This window comes from Stenotrophomonas sp. GD04054 (genome assembly GCF_029836955.1).
GTDB classification, from domain to species: Bacteria; Pseudomonadota; Gammaproteobacteria; order Xanthomonadales; family Xanthomonadaceae; genus Stenotrophomonas; species Stenotrophomonas maltophilia_A.
Genome location: NZ_JAOECR010000002.1, coordinates 214,896 through 230,924 on the forward strand (window position 1 = coordinate 214,896; position 16,029 = coordinate 230,924).

Annotated in this window: 14 protein-coding genes and 1 tRNA gene; 8 read left to right on the forward strand and 7 right to left on the reverse strand. The window is 62.7% G+C overall.

Features of this window, described 5'->3' with window-relative positions:
• Positions 1 to 28: 28 nt before the first annotated feature.
• Complete coding sequence (gene hemN / locus N7573_RS02815; RefSeq protein WP_279913092.1) at positions 29 to 1,438, forward strand: oxygen-independent coproporphyrinogen III oxidase; 1,410 nt, start codon at positions 29 to 31, stop codon at positions 1,436 to 1,438.
• A 389-nt stretch (positions 1,439 to 1,827) separates the two neighbouring features.
• Positions 1,828 to 2,583, forward strand: coding sequence for a phage tail protein (locus N7573_RS02820; protein WP_223224655.1), 756 nt, complete (start codon positions 1,828 to 1,830; stop codon positions 2,581 to 2,583).
• On the opposite strand, the gene N7573_RS02825 is transcribed toward N7573_RS02820, so the two are convergent.
• The 5 genes from N7573_RS02825 to N7573_RS02845 form a co-directional block, all read right to left on the reverse strand.
• On the reverse strand, positions 2,507 to 3,751 hold the full coding sequence (locus N7573_RS02825) for an HlyD family efflux transporter periplasmic adaptor subunit (RefSeq protein ID WP_049461940.1): 1,245 nt from the start codon (positions 3,749 to 3,751) through the stop codon (positions 2,507 to 2,509). The two genes, N7573_RS02820 and N7573_RS02825, sit on opposite strands and share 77 nt — an antisense overlap.
• A complete protein-coding gene (locus N7573_RS02830) occupies positions 3,748 to 5,865 on the reverse strand; it encodes a peptidase domain-containing ABC transporter (RefSeq protein WP_279913094.1) in 2,118 nt (705 codons plus the stop codon). Before N7573_RS02830 ends, N7573_RS02825 begins: the two co-directional genes overlap by 4 nt.
• A 157-nt stretch (positions 5,866 to 6,022) precedes the next feature.
• On the reverse strand, positions 6,023 to 6,316 hold the full coding sequence (locus tag N7573_RS02835) for a hypothetical protein (RefSeq protein ID WP_134950612.1): 294 nt from the start codon (positions 6,314 to 6,316) through the stop codon (positions 6,023 to 6,025).
• A 93-nt stretch (positions 6,317 to 6,409) separates the two neighbouring features.
• A complete protein-coding gene (locus N7573_RS02840; RefSeq protein WP_157805894.1) occupies positions 6,410 to 6,571 on the reverse strand; it encodes a hypothetical protein in 162 nt (53 codons plus the stop codon).
• A gap of 1,790 nt (positions 6,572 to 8,361) precedes the next feature.
• Positions 8,362 to 8,448, reverse strand: a tRNA-Leu gene (locus N7573_RS02845).
• A 131-nt stretch (positions 8,449 to 8,579) separates the two neighbouring features.
• Here N7573_RS02845 and N7573_RS02850 point away from each other — a divergent pair.
• The 4 genes from N7573_RS02850 to N7573_RS02865 all read left to right on the forward strand — a co-directional run bounded on the left by N7573_RS02850 (position 8,580) and on the right by N7573_RS02865 (position 12,743).
• A complete protein-coding gene (locus N7573_RS02850; protein WP_032128935.1) occupies positions 8,580 to 9,014 on the forward strand; it encodes a BLUF domain-containing protein in 435 nt (144 codons plus the stop codon).
• A 142-nt stretch (positions 9,015 to 9,156) separates the two neighbouring features.
• A complete protein-coding gene (locus tag N7573_RS02855) occupies positions 9,157 to 10,443 on the forward strand; it encodes a nucleotide sugar dehydrogenase (RefSeq protein WP_279913099.1) in 1,287 nt (428 codons plus the stop codon).
• A gap of 55 nt (positions 10,444 to 10,498) precedes the next feature.
• Positions 10,499 to 12,121, forward strand: coding sequence for an FMN-binding glutamate synthase family protein (locus N7573_RS02860; RefSeq protein WP_049420983.1), 1,623 nt, complete (start codon positions 10,499 to 10,501; stop codon positions 12,119 to 12,121).
• A 160-nt stretch (positions 12,122 to 12,281) separates the two neighbouring features.
• Positions 12,282 to 12,743 carry a GNAT family N-acetyltransferase gene (locus tag N7573_RS02865; protein WP_279913101.1) on the forward strand — a complete coding sequence of 154 codons (462 nt, stop codon included), beginning with the start codon at positions 12,282 to 12,284 and terminating at the stop codon, positions 12,741 to 12,743.
• Between the two features lie 128 nt (positions 12,744 to 12,871).
• On the opposite strand, the gene N7573_RS02870 is transcribed toward N7573_RS02865, so the two are convergent.
• Both N7573_RS02870 and N7573_RS02875 read right to left on the reverse strand, forming a co-directional pair.
• Positions 12,872 to 14,119, reverse strand: coding sequence for a TIGR03862 family flavoprotein (locus N7573_RS02870; protein ID WP_279913906.1), 1,248 nt, complete (start codon positions 14,117 to 14,119; stop codon positions 12,872 to 12,874).
• Positions 14,106 to 14,540 (reverse strand): FKBP-type peptidyl-prolyl cis-trans isomerase, encoded by a 435-nt coding sequence (locus N7573_RS02875; RefSeq protein WP_279913905.1) that lies wholly within the window; start codon positions 14,538 to 14,540, stop codon positions 14,106 to 14,108. The genes N7573_RS02870 and N7573_RS02875 overlap by 14 nt, the downstream gene beginning before the upstream one ends.
• Before the next feature lie 71 nt (positions 14,541 to 14,611).
• On the opposite strand from N7573_RS02875, the gene N7573_RS02880 reads away from it, so the two are divergent.
• Positions 14,612 to 14,977, forward strand: a complete 366-nt coding sequence (locus N7573_RS02880; protein ID WP_032128940.1) for a DUF6164 family protein — start codon at positions 14,612 to 14,614, stop codon at positions 14,975 to 14,977.
• Positions 14,978 to 15,267: 290 nt separating this feature from the next.
• On the forward strand, positions 15,268 to 16,029 hold a 762-nt coding region (locus N7573_RS02885), incomplete at its 3' end, for a sulfurtransferase (RefSeq protein WP_279943072.1).

The following is a 16,029-nucleotide window of genomic DNA, read 5'->3' on the forward strand; positions in this document are numbered from 1 at the left end:
GCAGGCCGCCCGGCGCGATGCTGGCGGCATGGACACGTTCTCTCCCGCCGCTGGTGGCCTGGCCTGGACCTTCGACCCCGATCTTCTGCGTCGGCACGACCGGCCGGGCCCGCGCTACACCTCGTACCCGACCGCGCCGCATTTCCATGATGGCTTCGACGCGCCGGCACTGCGCCAGGCGATCGCCGACAGCAACCAGCTGGCCCGCGCGCTGTCGTTGTACGTGCATGTGCCGTTCTGTTCCAGCCCCTGCTTCTACTGCGGCTGCAACCGGGTGATCACCCGTGATCGCGGTCGTGGCCACAGCTACGTCTCACGCGTGCTGGCCGAGGCCGACCTGCTGGCGCCGCAGTTCGATGACGGCCGTGAAGTGATCCAGCTGCACCTGGGCGGTGGTACGCCGAACTTCCTCGATGCCGAAGCGATGACCACGCTGGTGGAAGGACTGCGCCGGCGTTTCGATTTCAGTGATTCGCCGCAGCGCGATTTCTCGATCGAACTCGATCCGCGCTTCATCGACACCCGCGACGTCGCCATGCTGGCGCGGCTGGGCTTCAACCGGGCCAGCCTGGGCGTGCAGGATTTCGATCCGAAGGTGCAGGAATCGATCAACCGCGTGCAGGGCGTGCAGCAGACGCTGGACATCCTGCGCGCCTGCCGCGACAGCGGCATGCGATCGGTCAACGTCGACCTGATCTATGGGTTGCCGGGACAGAGCCTGGAAGGCTTCGGTCGCACCCTCGAGCTGGTGCTGGCGCTGCGCCCGGACCGCCTGGCGGTCTACGGCTACGCGCATCTGCCGCATCTGTTCCGCGCACAGAAGCAGATCGACGAAAGCCGCTTGCCGTCACCGGAAGACAAGCTAGCGCTGCTGGGCCTGGCGGTGGAGAGGCTCTCGTCGGCCGGCTACCAGTACATCGGCATGGATCACTTTGCGTTGCCGGAAGAGGATCTGTCGCGCGCACAGCGCGCCGGCCAGCTGCATCGCAACTTCATGGGCTATACCACCCATGCCGATACCGATCTGCTCGGCTTGGGCGTGAGTGCGATCAGCCACATCGGTGCCACCTACAGCCAGAATCCGCGCGACCTGCCGTCGTGGGAGGACGCGGTGGACCAGGGCCAGCTGCCGGTCTGGCGCGGCGTGGCGTTGAGTGCCGACGACCAGTTGCGCGCGGAACTGATCCAGCAGCTGATGTGCCAGGGCGAAGTGGATGGCACGGTGCTGGGCCAGCGTCACGGCGTGGATTTCGAGCAGTACTTTGCCGAGGACCTGCGTTCGGTACAGAGGCTGCAGGAAGACGGCCTGGCCGAATACCGCGATGGCGTGGTGCGTGCCAGTGAACCCGGGCGACCGCTGCTGCGGTTGCTGGCGATGTGCTTTGACCCGTATCTGCGTGCAGCACATGAGCAACCGCGTTACTCGCGGGCGATCTGATTCAGGGGGCAACGTGCTGGCGACGCCAGTCTAGCCGCCACTCCTCTTCTCGTCATCGGCCCAACGTAGGACCTCGGACCTCTTCCACTTTTCTCGTTTCCGATCTGGAGTGGGGCAGGGAAGCTGGGGCGGCAAGCCAACCTTTCGAGGAAGCCCCGCCCATTGGGCCTTGCCTCCGGCGTCGTCAGGCCCAATAGGACTGCACAGGAATCTGCACTGAGCCAGCGCTCGCCCTCGATCATCGCGGCCAGGACTGTAATTGACGGGCCCGGAACAGTAGGTTCGATCATGGCGCCTCCTCAGCCGAGCTCAAGATGCTGGAAGCTGCGCCGGGCTTGCGCGGGTGCGACGGGTACTCAAGCCACTGCTGTACCTCAGCCATTTCCTGGATGGTCTGTTCGAACGAGTCTCCAGGCGCCACGGAATGTGCGACCTCTGGCCATTCCTGCGCCATCATCTGTGCCGATGCACGGGCTTGGTTGATCTTGGCTCCGTCGGCAGCGGCGAAGATCCCAAACCTGATTGCGCGCCGGATAGGCAACCATATCCTCTACAGCGAGAACCTGGAGACGGAGATAGTCACGTTCGAGGTCGGGCTGGATGCCCTGAACTGCATGCCGGGCGACGTGATCCAGGTGGCCGACGCCAACCGCGCCGGCCGCCGGAACTCCGGCCGGATCAGTGTCGCCAGTGGGAATAGCCTTACGCTGGACGTGGTGCCGCCCACGATGGAGGTCGGAGACCTGCTGCGCGCCACGCCGCCGAACGAGCGGCGAGCGGGAGACTTCCACATGACGAGCGACAACCGGATCTTCATTTCCCGGCTGCAGACGGTTCAGCAGACCATGATCTCCAACATGTTCCCGGTGGTCGGCGCGACAAATGGGGCAGCAGAATGCCACGATCTTCATCGTGGACCTGACCGAGGTGCCGCTGGGGTTCGGGTGAGGGTAGCCCCTCACTCCGCCGCAACGGACGCTGCGGCCAGATGGCATCCATACGCTATCCCGCCCAGATCACCGCTGCCTACCTACATGGCCAATGGATCACGCTTCGAAGTCAGGGAGCCTAACCGCCAACTTTTCCTACCACCGAGTAAAGTGGCTCTAGGACCCATTCGTACAGTCGCCTGCGCTCTCCCATAATGTCCGCCTCCAAGCGCATTCCCGGACGCAGCGCTTCTGGTGTCCCATACGCCAGAACACTTTGCTTATCCAAGGAAACAAGCACCCGGTAGACGGGTTCTCCCCCTTCCCCTTTGGAACTGGCAGCTGCAATTGCACTTCGAGAAACACGAATGACCGTACCTTCGTGACTACCAAATTTCTGATATGGATAGGCCAAGTAACGCAAGAGCACGCGATCGCCGGGCTTGACGAATCCAATTGCGGCGCTCGGGACCAACAATTGTGCGCGCAACTGTGATCCTTCAGGCAGCAGACTAAGAATCGGCTGGCCGACTTGCACCGCCTGTCCCGCTTCTACCAACCTACTGGCAACGAGACCAGAGACCGGAGCACGCAGCAGCAACTCGCCGCTGGCCTCGGCCTGAACGGACTCCTGGTTGAGCGTCGCCAAGTCACGTTCGCTTGTAGCCCGGGCAGCACGCCGCTGCTCGGGGAGTTCCGCAAGCGACTGGTCCAGTTGAGCTAGCGTCCGGCGCATCGACGTTGCTTGACGCTGTAGAGACTGCTGTGCATTGAGCATGTCCAGCATCGATTGCTCCTGCTGACCAAGTTGTATCAGGCTGACATAACGTTGATCGACGACTTGGCGGAAGCGCTGAACGGTTTCCTGGCCAATGCGCACCTGCTCCCCACGAGTGTGGATTTCGCCTTCGATTTGCTTTAACTCGCTACGCAATGCGTCGCGTTGCTGCTCAATACCACGCTGCTGAACCTGCAATTGTCTATCCTGCGCGTCCTGAAGCGTGCCCAGGCTCACGGCCCGAGTTTCTTGCCCATCACGCATGACCTTAAGTGCATCGTCGCCAGCTGCAGTGACTCGCGGCACGTTGATCAAGAGCAGTGCGGCCTGCTGTTGGACGTGGTCGCCTTCTTCTGCATGCAGAGTGGCGACAACACCTGCAGAAGGTGCTACCACGGTGGATAAGCCGAGATCCGGAATCAGCTCACCTTCCACCCTGGAACGTCGGGTGTACTCTCCAAAGGTGAAGAAGCCCAGCACGACGGCAGCAGAGGTGGCCGCCAAGGCTGCGAGCACCCACAACCTTATGGGCTGAGCAAGTGAGATGCTTCCAAGCCAATTTCCTCGCTTCGCTTCAAGGACTTCCCGGCGAAACAGCCCGTTCATGCAAGCACTTCAGTGGTCACTGACTGTTCGCACTCTCGGCTTGTCGAAGAGCACAGTTCGCGAACAATAGCGCCGGCATGCATGACCAGCACTCGATCGGCGCTGGCAATCGTCTCCGGACGATGCGCGATGATGACGCGCGTCAGGTCGAGCTGACGCACCGCATCGTTGACCAGGCGTTCGCGCTCCACGTCAAGGTGGCTGGTGGCCTCGTCCAAGAACAATAGCTGGGGTTTCCGGTACAAGGCTCGCGCCAGGATCACCCGTTGCTTCTGTCCACCAGACAAGGAGGTGCCCATATCAGCAATCAAGCTGTTGTATCCCATAGGCATTGCTGCTATGTCGTCATGAACCGCTGCGAGTCTGGCAGCTTCCATGATGCGATCTTCGTCTATGTTTTCGTTCTCAAAGCTGATGTTATCGCTGATGCTTCCTGCAAAGAGTTGATCGTCCTGCATTACGGCCCCAATGACGCGACGATAGTGCTCCATTCCTATTTTATGCATGGGAATACCTCCTATCCGGATCTGCCCTTCGGTTGGCGTTAGCAGCCCAAGCAACAGCTTCAGTAGTGTGGTCTTCCCGCACCCAGATGCTCCAATAATCGCCACCGACTCTCCGGGGCCGATCGTCAGGTTGCAATTGCGGAGTACCCAGGGCTCTCCCGATGCGTATCGAAAGCCCAGGCCTTCCACCTCTATGCGTAGCTCCGCAGGCAAGTCCTGTCCGCAAGACCGCTCTCCGGTAGCTTCAGGCTCGGTCAGTACAATGTCAGACAAGCGCTCTCCATGCAGTCGCAGCATTCGGAATTCCATCCATTTGTCGATCAGACCGCCAATCCTTTGAGCAAACTGGTCCTTATAGGCAAGGTAGGCGATGAGCATGCCAACAGAGAAAATGTTCTGCATCGCCAAGACTGCGCCGATCCAGACGACCGCGATACGCTCCATGCCAAAAATGAGCTGACTGGTGCTGTTGAACGCCAGCCCAAATCGCGCGAGCCAAACATCGCGATTGATCGTTTCATTCATCAGGTTGTAGTAGCCCGAGCTACGTAGCGTTTCTCTGCCTGCAATCTTGATGGACTGCACACCGCGAATTGACTCCATTAGATGACTTTGCTGATGGGCCGATGCGATCAGTTGCCGCTCAGTACCGTTGCGAAACGCGCGAAATGCCAAGGCGCGTGCAGACAGGTAGAGGCCGACGGCGAGCAGCGTCACCAAGGCAAGCTTCCAGCTGTAAAGTAGCATCATGCCAAGCGTAACGATTGCCATGACGCCATCAATCAATGCTTCCACAAAGCTTGTCGTAAGGGTTCGTTGGATGGCCTGCACGCTGCCCATGCGTGAGGTGATATCACCCAGGTGACGCTTCTCGTAAAAATCAACTGGGAGCCGAATCAGATGGCTAAACACGTTTCCTGTCCATTGCAGGCCGAGCCGATTGGAGAGATGGATGACAGCCCACCCCCGCACCACTCCAATACCGATCTGCAGTAGCAGTGCAAACCCAAACCCGATGCCGAGGACCGTCAGCAGATCACGATCGGCCGCGATCAACACCTGATCGACGACCCACTGCATGAAGAATGGGGCCAGCAGCACAAAGACCTGCAACGCCAGCGATAGAAGAAGAATGAGTCCAAGTGCACGCCATAGACCACTGACTCTGCCGGTCAATTGTGAGATTGCGATCGCGGGTGGCGGCGCAGAAGGACGCATATCAGCACCAGGGCTGAGCTCCAAAGCAATTCCCGTGAAGTGCTGCGAAAAATCAGCCCAGGCCAGAACGCGTTTTCCAAGTGCCGGATCAAGGACCGTAACGTGGCGCTTGTGGACGCGCGTGAGCACAACGAAGTGATTGAGGTCCCAATGCAGAATGCACGGGAGCTTCAGTTCTGCCAAATGCTCCAAATCCAATCGCAGTGGACGGCACATGAAACCCATCTTCGCGGCGATGTCCATCAGCTGCGAAAGCGTTGCGCCTTTGAGAGATAGCGAATGCTGCCGGCGAAGCTCACGTAGACCTATGCGATTGCCATGGTGGGAGGCGACCATGGCCAAGCAAGCAAGGCCGCACTCCGCAGCTTCGGATTGCACAATGGCGTCCATGCGTGCTCCGTCTTTATTTCGGTTTTGCGAGTGAGGCGTGACTGCCGCAGGCGTCACCGTTATAACTCGGAATGAACGATGCCTCGCACCTGGTCATCTATCCATCGCGGCGCGTGTGATCGCTACTCCCTTGTGCTGGAGGGTCCTGCAATTTATATCAGGATGATTGCGCTTTTGCAGGACACATTTCCGATGATGAGGTTGCTGCATCTCTCTTCGCCATATCTTTCCCGACATGGTACGCGCCGACCAGTGCCAAAAATCCCAAGCAAAGTGCCGCATAAATGGTGATAGCTTTGCGATCCTTTAGGCCAATGAAAGCTACGCAAAGGAATGCACCGATAAAGAAAGTGGCGCTGACGGATAAGCCCAAAATGATCAGCGCAAAAACACTCAATATCGCTATCTCGCGATGCGCACTTGATCCTGCAGAGAGAGGGGCCTCTTTCATGGTGTCTCCAGTGGTGTGCTTACGCCTCATAGCGTCAGCGCCCTCGAAAAGGCGCTGACGTTTTTTTTGCAAAGTACTACTGGTTAAGCCAAATTAGCGAGCAGGGCACTGGAGAGCGTCACGCGCCGCCATATCTTTCCCTACCTGATAGGCAAAGGCCAATACTGCGCCAACGGTGCCGGCTACTACCAGCGGGTTGCCGCCGGAAACTTGCTCGACTTCATTCATGTCGAGTTCGATAACTTCATTGTTCATGGGCACGTCCTTTTGATGTGGGATCACTGGATGATTAGCATTGATTGTTTGCGTAGTAACCGAGCAGAAGCATTGCGCCTACTACCGGGGACGCCACGAACGTCCCTGCGATAATCGTCTTTGTCGTACTTCCCATTCCGCCGGAAACGCTTAGAACCTGTTCATTCGTCAACGTATGCATTGCTTCACTCTCCTGTGTTGGCGCAATTCCCTGCGCCTGGGTGTCGGGGCTTCCGACGACTCCTTGCTCCGTCTCATTCTTGCGCAATGCTACCCAAGGGCTGATTTATCAATCTAGCGAAGGGTTGGCTTGGATTGGAGGTAAACATGGGGGGGGCTTGGAGTCAAGTGTTTTCTTAGGTGTTCCGGGTTTCGATCTGGAGATGGAGATGGAGATGGAGATGGAGATGGAGATGGAGATGGGGATGGGGATGGAGAGGAAGGGGCTGTGCTTGGCAAGAATTTTTTGTGCCTCGCCCTTTGTGCGATGCAACGCTGGTCTTGGCAGTCCTCGCTTTGTATCCGCAATGGGGAGTGGAAGTTGTGGGCATCGTTTTTTTTGCAATTTGTTGCAGTTGTTGGCTCAAGTGACATCTACAACTGGTGTTTGCCCGGTTTGCCGTTGGGGGCCTAACTCCCGGGATCGGCGTTATCGGCTTGTCGTTCCCTTGGTGGTCCTGTCAGAGGTGAGCGGCAATCTCCCTGCATTGGTTAGGAACCCAATCGAGGTAGACAGATTTTCCCTGGTGACACCGTCTTGCCACCTCCATCTCCGCGCACCCGTAACGGTCTAGCTGCGTGTCTGGTTGTTTGCCTGCACCTGGGAGGCCGGATGGGATGTGGTCATCCCCCCAACTGCGGGCGATCTCAGAAGCTGGCTCGTGGTAGTAGAGCATCAAAGACTTGAGGTCTCGATGTTCGGTGATTCTGGCCAGCTGCAGGATGTCGAGCTTCTTCGATAGCCTCCAGATAGCCTCTGCACGGCTGTCGTGGAAATGCACTTCCCGATCGCCCGCTGAGTCGCGGACCTTCCGCCAGAGCGCATCACGAACGCCTGACGTGATCTGGAGATGGGCCCGAAGCCGAGGGGTAGTGTCTTCAGAGCCTCGCAGGCCCGCCGACTAAGCGGTACGTCTCTCGCGTCGCCGTTCTTGCTAAGCTGGAGATACGCGTCGTGACCGGCCTTTCTGCTGCTGTGGCCAGCGAACGTCCGACATGGCGCTTTACTTGATCCACTTCCATTCCCGGGGCGTAGTCTCGAACACAGGCCGCATCAGGTTCATTTCACGAGCAACCGTCCCCGGCTTGACCTGCCTAAGCCTGGTATCTCGCCAAGCGATGATGTCCGAACTGTCGACTACCGCGATGCGCCGGTCCAAGAGCGGCAGAGATCTCCCAAGTCGCGATGCGGACCGACTCCCATCGCTCGCCAGTTCTCTTGGGCGCTTTCTCCTTGACTTAGTGGCGCATGGCTTCGCGCAGAGATTTGTCCGGAAGCTTCCCACCTCGCAGCTCGGCCTCTCGTTCTAAAGCCCACTTGGCAGCTTCCTGCTTCGTGTGCTTTGTAGTGGAGTCACGAACGCCGACGATACACACCAGCACGTGCCACTTGTTCCCTGATCGTTGGATGCTGGCCATGGCTGCATCATATGGGGAAAATTTGGGGAGAGTGGCCGGGCAAGTCCGGGCGAATCGTGGTGATCGCGAAGAACTCGATCAACCTAAGTGCCTGATTGCGTGCCGATTCGGGGTGAATCGTAGCGAACACGTAGGCTCCCCAAAACATGCGCTGGTGCCCGGAGCCGGAATCGAACCGGCATGGGGTTGCCCCCGGCGGATTTTAAGTCCGATGCGTCTACCAGTTTCGCCATCCGGGCCTGCAGCGCGGCGCCGATTGTAGCCCACCTGCGGTTCCGCGACCGGATTGCATCATGGCGGCGGCGTGCTTAACTGTCGATCGCATTCATGTCATAGTCCCTGCCATCGTTCCCAGGGGGGGAGCCACCTGATGTCGCTGCACGCGATTGCCTATGCCAGTGAGGCCCGCGCCGATCTGCAGACAACCGATCTTGACCGCCTGCTGGCCGACGCCACGGCATTCAATCGTGTAGCCGGTGTCACCGGTGTGCTGATGTTCGACGGAGCGCGCTTCCTGCAGTATCTCGAGGGCCCGGAGGACGGCATCGATTCGGTGTTCCAGCGCATCCTCAATGCGCGCAGCCACGGGCAGCTGAAAGTGTTGTGCCGTGCCCCCGTAGTGCAGCGCGCATTTCCGCGCTGGTCGATGGGCACGCGGCGGATCGAACCGGAGCTGCTGGCACAGATCGTCGACGCCGCGTGGCCCGGCTTCCTGCTTGGCAGCGGTGGATTCGAGCGCCTGCTGCAGGCCTGGACCGGCGCAGACGGCGAACTGGAACCGGCCGCGGTGGCGTTGGGGTCCTGAGCCCGCCTTGGCGGCAGGGCGCCGGGGCCGGTAGGCTGTAGCCTTTCTGGCGCAGGTTTTCCGGAGTGGTGCAGCAGATGAGTGTGTTGGCCGAGGCCATGGCAGCGTATGTGCGATCGCATCCGTTGCGCGGGATGTGCCGATGAGTGCGCCGGTAGCGGCGGCCAGCGCACCCCGGTTTGCGGTGATCGGCCTGGGCTACGTCGGCCTGCCGTTGGCGGTGGCGTTTGGCCGGCAGTGGCCGACGTTGGGTTTCGATATCGATGCCGGTCGCATCGCCGAGCTGCGCAACGGCCAGGACCACACGCTGGAAATGGAATCCGACGAGCTGGCAAGTGCGCAGCTGCTGCAGTACGGCAGCGATCCGGCACTGCTCGATGCCTGCAACGTCTACATCGTCACCGTGCCGACCCCGATCGATGCTTACGAGCAGCCCGACCTGGAGCCCCTGCGTTCAGCGACACGGCTGATTGCCAGTCATCTTCGCGCCGGCGACCTGGTGATCTACGAGTCCACGGTCTACCCCGGTACCACCGAGGAAGTGTGCGTGCCGCTGCTGGAGCAGGGCTCCGGCCTGTGCTTCAACGAAGATTTCTATTGCGGCTACAGCCCGGAACGGGTCAGCCCCGGCGACCGCCAGCGGCGCCTGGCCGACATCCGCAAGATCACTTCCGGCTCGACACCGGAAGTTGCTGCGGTGATTGATGGTCTGTACCAGCGCATCATCGCCGCCGGTACCTTCCCGGCACCGTCGATGCGGGTGGCCGAAGCGGCCAAGGTGGTCGAGAACATCCAGCGCGACGTCAACATTGCGCTGGTCAACGAGCTGGCCCTGATCTTCGACAGGCTGGGCATCGATACCCAGGACGTACTGGACGCCGCCGGTAGCAAGTGGAATTTCCTGCCGTTCCGGCCGGGGCTGGTCGGCGGCCATTGCATCGGCGTGGACCCGTACTATCTGCTGCACAAGTCCGAGAGCGTGGGCTATCACCCGGACCTGATCCACACCGCACGACAGGTCAACAACCGCGTCGGCGAGCACGTGGCGGCGCGGGTGCTGGCGATGCTGGCCGAGCGTGGCCGTGCGCCGGCGGACGCACGCATCCTGGTGCTGGGCGTGACCTTCAAGGAGGATTGCCCGGACCTGCGCAACAGCCGCGCGCTGGAACTGGCGCAACGCCTGCGTGATGCCGGTGCGCAGGTGGAGGTCAGCGACCCCTGGGTCGGCCCGGCGGCGTTGACCGGCGAGGGCCTGGATTGGCTGGCCGATCCCGGGGCGGGGTGCTATGACGCGGTGGTGCTGGCAGTGGCCCACGCCCGTTTCAAGGCGATGGATGAATCCGCAATCCGGGGGCTGCTGGCGCCGGGAGGCCTGGTCTACGACGTGAAATCGGCCTGGCCGCGCAACGTGGTTGACGATCGCTTGTAAGCCTTGGCAGCGGGCGGCGCGGTAGACTCGGGGGCAGTTGCAACCGAGGAAAGCCATGCACCGGTATATCGTCTACCTGCTCGCCATCCTGATGTTCCCGATATGCCTGTGGCTGGCCACGATCTGGCCGGCCTGGTACTGGGGCGTCGGCCTGACTGCCGCGATGGTGGCGCTGGGGACCTGGGACCTGCTGCAGAAGCGCAGCACGCTGCGCCGCAACTATCCGGTGATGGCGCACTTCCGCTACGGGCTGGAATCGATCGGCCCGGAGATCCGCCAGTACTTCGTGCAGAGCGACCTGGAAGACGTGCCGTTCTCGCGCCAGCAACGTGCACTGATCTACCAGCGCGCCAAGAACGAGATGGACACGGTGCCGTTCGGCACCCTGCGCAGCACCTATGCGGTGGATTACGAGTGGATCAACCATTCGCTGGCACCGACCGCCATCGCCAAGCATGACTTCCGTGTGTTGATCGGCCCGAACTGTGCCAAGCCTTATTCGGCCAGCGTGTTCAACATCTCGGCGATGAGCTTCGGTTCGCTGTCGGCCAATGCCATCCGCGCGCTGAACGAAGGCGCACGCCGCGGTGGCTTCTATCACGACACCGGCGAAGGTTCGATCTCGCCCTACCACCGCGAGATGGGCGGCGACCTGGTGTGGGAGATCGGCTCGGGCTACTTCGGTTGCCGTGACGAGAAGGGCGGTTTCAGCGAGGAACGCTTCGTTGCCAATGCCACCCATGATCAGGTCAAGATGATCGAGATCAAGCTGTCGCAGGGCGCCAAGCCCGGCCACGGTGGCGTGCTGCCGGCGCCAAAGGTGACCGCCGAGATCTCGGTGACGCGTGGCGTGCCGATGGGTGTGGACTGCGTGTCGCCGTCGCGCCACTCAGCGTTCTCGACGCCGGTCGAGCTGCTGCAGTTCGTTGCACGCCTGCGCGAGCTGTCCGGTGGCAAGCCGGTCGGTTTCAAGCTGGCCATCGGCCACCCGTGGGAGTGGTTCGGCATTGCCAAGGCGATGCAGGAAACCGGGCTGCTGCCGGACTTCATCGTGGTCGACGGCGCCGAGGGTGGCACGGGTGCGGCACCGGCGGAGTTCGTCGACCATGTCGGCGTGCCGATGCACGAAGCGCTGCTGTTGGTGCACAACACCCTGGTCGGCCTGGATCTGCGCGATCGCATCCGCATCGGTGCGGCCGGCAAGATCACCAGCGCGTTCGACATCGCGCGGACCATCGCGCTGGGGGCTGACTGGTGCAATGCCGGCCGAGGCTTCATGTTCGCGCTGGGCTGCATCCAATCACTGAGCTGCCATACCGACAAGTGCCCGACCGGCATCGCGACCCAGGACCCGGCACGCTGGAAGCATCTGGATGCACCGGACAAGGCCACCCGTGTGTACAGTTACCACGAGCACACGCTGCACGCCCTGAAGGAGCTGCTGTGTGCGGCGGGCCTGAACGATCCGGCCGAGCTGGGGCCGGAGCACATCCTGCGCCGCGTCTCACCGGTGGAAATCCGTTCACTGGCCTCGCTGTACCGCTACCTGGAACCAGGCGAACTGCTGCACAAGGTGCCCGACCATGCGGTGTTCCATGCGTTCTGGGCCGATGCACGCAGCGACTCGTTCCAGCCGCCGCCGAAGATCCAGGCGCTGCGCGCCAGCAAGTCGCGGTAACCGTTGCTGTAGCGTCGAGCCCTGCTCGACTGCCTTTCGATCAGGCGTCGAGATTAACGATTCTGTAGAGTCGAGTCTTGCTCGACTGCCTTTCAATCAGGCATCGCGCTGTTGGAACGAAGAACAGCCGAGCATGGGCTCGGCTCTACAAGGAGGCGTCATGCAGTTCAGGACCGGCACCATGGATGATGTGGCCAGGCTGTGGGCCCTGCGCACGCGCTGTGTGCGCGAGACCTGCAGCAGCCATTACCCTCCCGAGGTCATCGCGCCCTGGTCGGCCTCGCCGCCACCGTCGCAGTACGCGCGGCTGTTGTCGCGGGGGGGCTGCGTGGTGGCCGAGGACGGGCAGGGTGTCCTGCTCGGGTTCGGCGTGTTTGATACCGATGCCAACGAGGTTGATGCGTTGTTCGTCGATCCGGATCGCGGCGGCAAGGGCATCGGCCAGGCGCTGATGCAGCGCCTGCTGGCGATGGCCGATCGTGATCGTGAGGTAGTGCTGTCGGCCTCGCTCAATGCCGTGCCGTTCTATCAACGGCACGGGTTCATCAGCGTGCGCGAGGAGACCTATCCGCATCCCAGTGGCGTGGCGCTGGCCTCGGTGAGCATGCGCCGGCCGTGGTGATGTAGCGTCGAGCTTGCTCGACTGCTCTTGTAGAGTCGAGCTTGCTCGACTGCTGTTGATTCAAGCCAAGTGTGGCTCGGCTCTACAGCGCGAAGCAGTCGAGCAAGCTCGACTCTACCGGGCCGGTCCTACCGCGCTGCCAGCCACCCGATCACGCCTTCCGCAGCACGCAGGCCACTGGCGTAGCACGCGGTCAGCAGGTAGCCACCTGTCGGTGCCTCCCAGTCCAGCATCTCGCCGGCACAGAACACGCCGGGCACTGCCCGCAGCATCAGGCCATCGTCCAGCGCATCCAGGCGCACGCCACCGGCGGTGCTGATCACCTCGGCCATCGGCCGGGGGCGCAGCAGGCGCAGGGGCAGGCGCTTGAGCGTAGCTGCCACGGCAGGCAGGTCGTTGCCCGCTTCCTTGCCCAGCATCTCGAACACCAGTGCGGCTTTCACTGCATCCAGGCCGGCCTGGCGGCGCAGGTGCTCGCCGAAACTGCGACCCTTGCGCGGGCGTGACAGGTCGGCCAGCAGGCGTGCTTCATCGCGGCCCGGCACCAGGTCCAGCCACAGCATCGCGTGGCCATCGCGGTTGATGGTCTCGCGCAGGTCTGCGGCCAATGCGTAGATCAGGCTGCCTTCGATGCCGTACTCGCTGGCCACGCACTCGCCCTGCAGCGACTGCGGTTGTCCCGCCAGGTCCAGCCAGTGCGCGACCACCGGCTTCAACGGTGCGCCGGCATTGCGCTCGGCGAAGAACGGCGTCCAGTCCACGTCGAAACCGCAGTTGGCCGACTGCAGCGGTGCGATGTCCACGCCACGTGCCTGCAGTGGCGAGACCCAGGCGCCGTCGCTGCCCAGCTGCGGCCAGCTGCCGCCGCCCATGGCCAGCACGGTAGCATCGGCATGCACTTCAACGGCGCCGTCTTCGGTTTCAAATCGCAGGGCGCCGTCGTCGCTCCATCCGATCCAGCGGTGGTTGGCGTGCAGGCGCACACCCTGTTCTTTCAGGCGGCGCACCCAGCCGCGCAGCAGCGGGGCCGCCTTGCGGTCGACCGGGAACACGCGGCCGGAGCTGCCCACATAGGTCTCCACGCCAAAGCCGGCAGCCCAGTCGCGCAGCGCCTGCGCGTCGAAGCCGTCCAGCCAGCGTCCCACGGTAGAGGCCTGCTCGCGGTAGCGGCTGTCGAACAGCGGCCGCGGATCGGAATGGGTGAGGTTGAGCCCGCCCTTGCCGGCGATCAGGAACTTGCGGCCGGGCGAACCCTTGGCCTCGTACAGGTCCACGTCCAGCCCAGCGGCGCGCAGGCGCTCGGCGGCGAACAGGCCGGCCGGGCCGCCGCCGATGACAGCGACCCGCGGAGACGTTGCGGTATTACGGTTTGACATCGAGCAGCTCGACATCGAACACCAGCGACGAGCCGGCCGGGATCGGGCCAACCCGGCGGTCGCCGTAGCCGTAGTCCGGCGGGATCATCAGCGTGCGCTTGCCGCCGACCTTCATGCCGGCCACGCCCTCATCCCAGCCGCGGATGACCTGGCCGGCGCCGAGCGCAAAGGTGAACGGTTCGCCACGGCTGACCGAGCTATCGAAGGTCTTGCCGTGCTTGGTTTCGGCGCGGTTGTCGTAGATCCAGCCGGTGTAGTGCACGGTGACCTTGTTGCCGGCAACGGCTTCGGTGCCGGTGCCCGGGACGGTATCGATGCGCTCGAAGGTGGTCAGGGTGCCACCCGGCGGTGGGCCGGACGGTTCGGTCGAGCAGCCAACGGCGGCGAGGGACAGCAGCAGGGGAAGCAGCAGGCGGCGCATCGGGCGTCTCCGGAAGGGCGCAGGGCGAGGGCGGCAAGGGTAGCGCATCGGCGCCGGGTATCATGGGGGGCATGGCAAAACTCCTGCTCAATCTGCGCAATGTCGGCGACGACGAATACGCCGATGTCTGCACGCTGCTCGACCAGCACGGCATCGCCTGGTATCGCACCGAACCCAGCCCCTGGGGCATTTCCAACGGCGGCCTGTGGCTGCGCGAGGACGCCGATCATCCGCGTGCGAAGGCGCTGATGGCCGAGTACCAGGCCGAACGCGGGCCGCGCATCCGTGCCGAGCGCGAGCAGGCGTTGCGCGAGGGGACGGCGGAGACCTTCGGCAGCCTGTTCCGGCGCCGGCCGGTGTATGTGGTGCTGGTGCTGCTGGCGATGGCCGGTGCGGCGGCGCTGGTGCTGCTGCCGTTCGTGCTGTTGCGGGGATAAGGGGTTTCGGCCGGGTTGCACCCGGCACCCGCCGATGCCAGGGCAACTACAACAGCAACAGCAACAGCAGGCAATCCGTGGTGGGCAGGGCGGTGCGGGCAGGCGGGACACGCCGTAAACCCGTCCATGGGGGCTCGATGGCGCCATCCATGGCGCCAACGGTCCCGCCTGCCCACACCGCCACGCCTCTGACAGATTCCGGGTGCCTGCCGGGGTCGGATCCCTCTGCTGCGCAGAGGGCTCTGACCCCTGAATCTGTCCGTGCGGGCGGGAGGCGCTAAAATGGCGGGATGATCGCCAATACCGCTGCCTACCATTTCGCCGTCATCGACGCCCCCCAGGCCCTGTGCGACCAGTTGCTGGCGCGTGCCGAGGCGGCGCAGCTGCGCGGTACGATCCTGGTGGCGGGCGAGGGGCTGAACCTGTTCCTGGCGGGTGGGCCGGAGGCGGTCGAAAGTTTCTATGCGGCGCTGCATGCCGATGCGCGCTTTGCCGATATGCGGGTCAAGACCAGCCTGAGCGAGCATCAGCCGTTCGCGCGGCTGAAGGCCAAGGTGAAGGACGAGATCATCAGCTTCCGCCGTGATGACGGCCAGCCGCTGGAGTATCCGCGTGCACCGGCGGTCGATCCGGCTACCGTGCAGCGCTGGTTGCGGCAGGGGCATGATGACGCCGGCAAGCCGGTGGTGATGCTTGATACGCGCAACCAGCAGGAAGTGGAGTACGGCACCTTCAAGGATGCGCTGGTGCTGCCCATCCACAAGTTCACCGACCTGCCCGAGGCGCTGGCGCCGCACCGCGAGGCGCTGAAGGAAAGCACCGTGGTCAGTTTCTGCACCGGCGGCATCCGCTGCGAGAAGGCCGCGCTGTGGATGGTCAACGACGGCATGGACAACGTGCTGCAGCTCGACGGCGGCATCCTCGGCTACTTCGAGGAGGTGGGCGGCGAAGGTTACGAAGGCCGCTGCTTCGTGTTCGACGAGCGCGTGGCGCTGGATGCCGAACTGAAGCCGATGGTCGACCAGCCGCTGCCGGAGCCGCGCCCCAGCGCG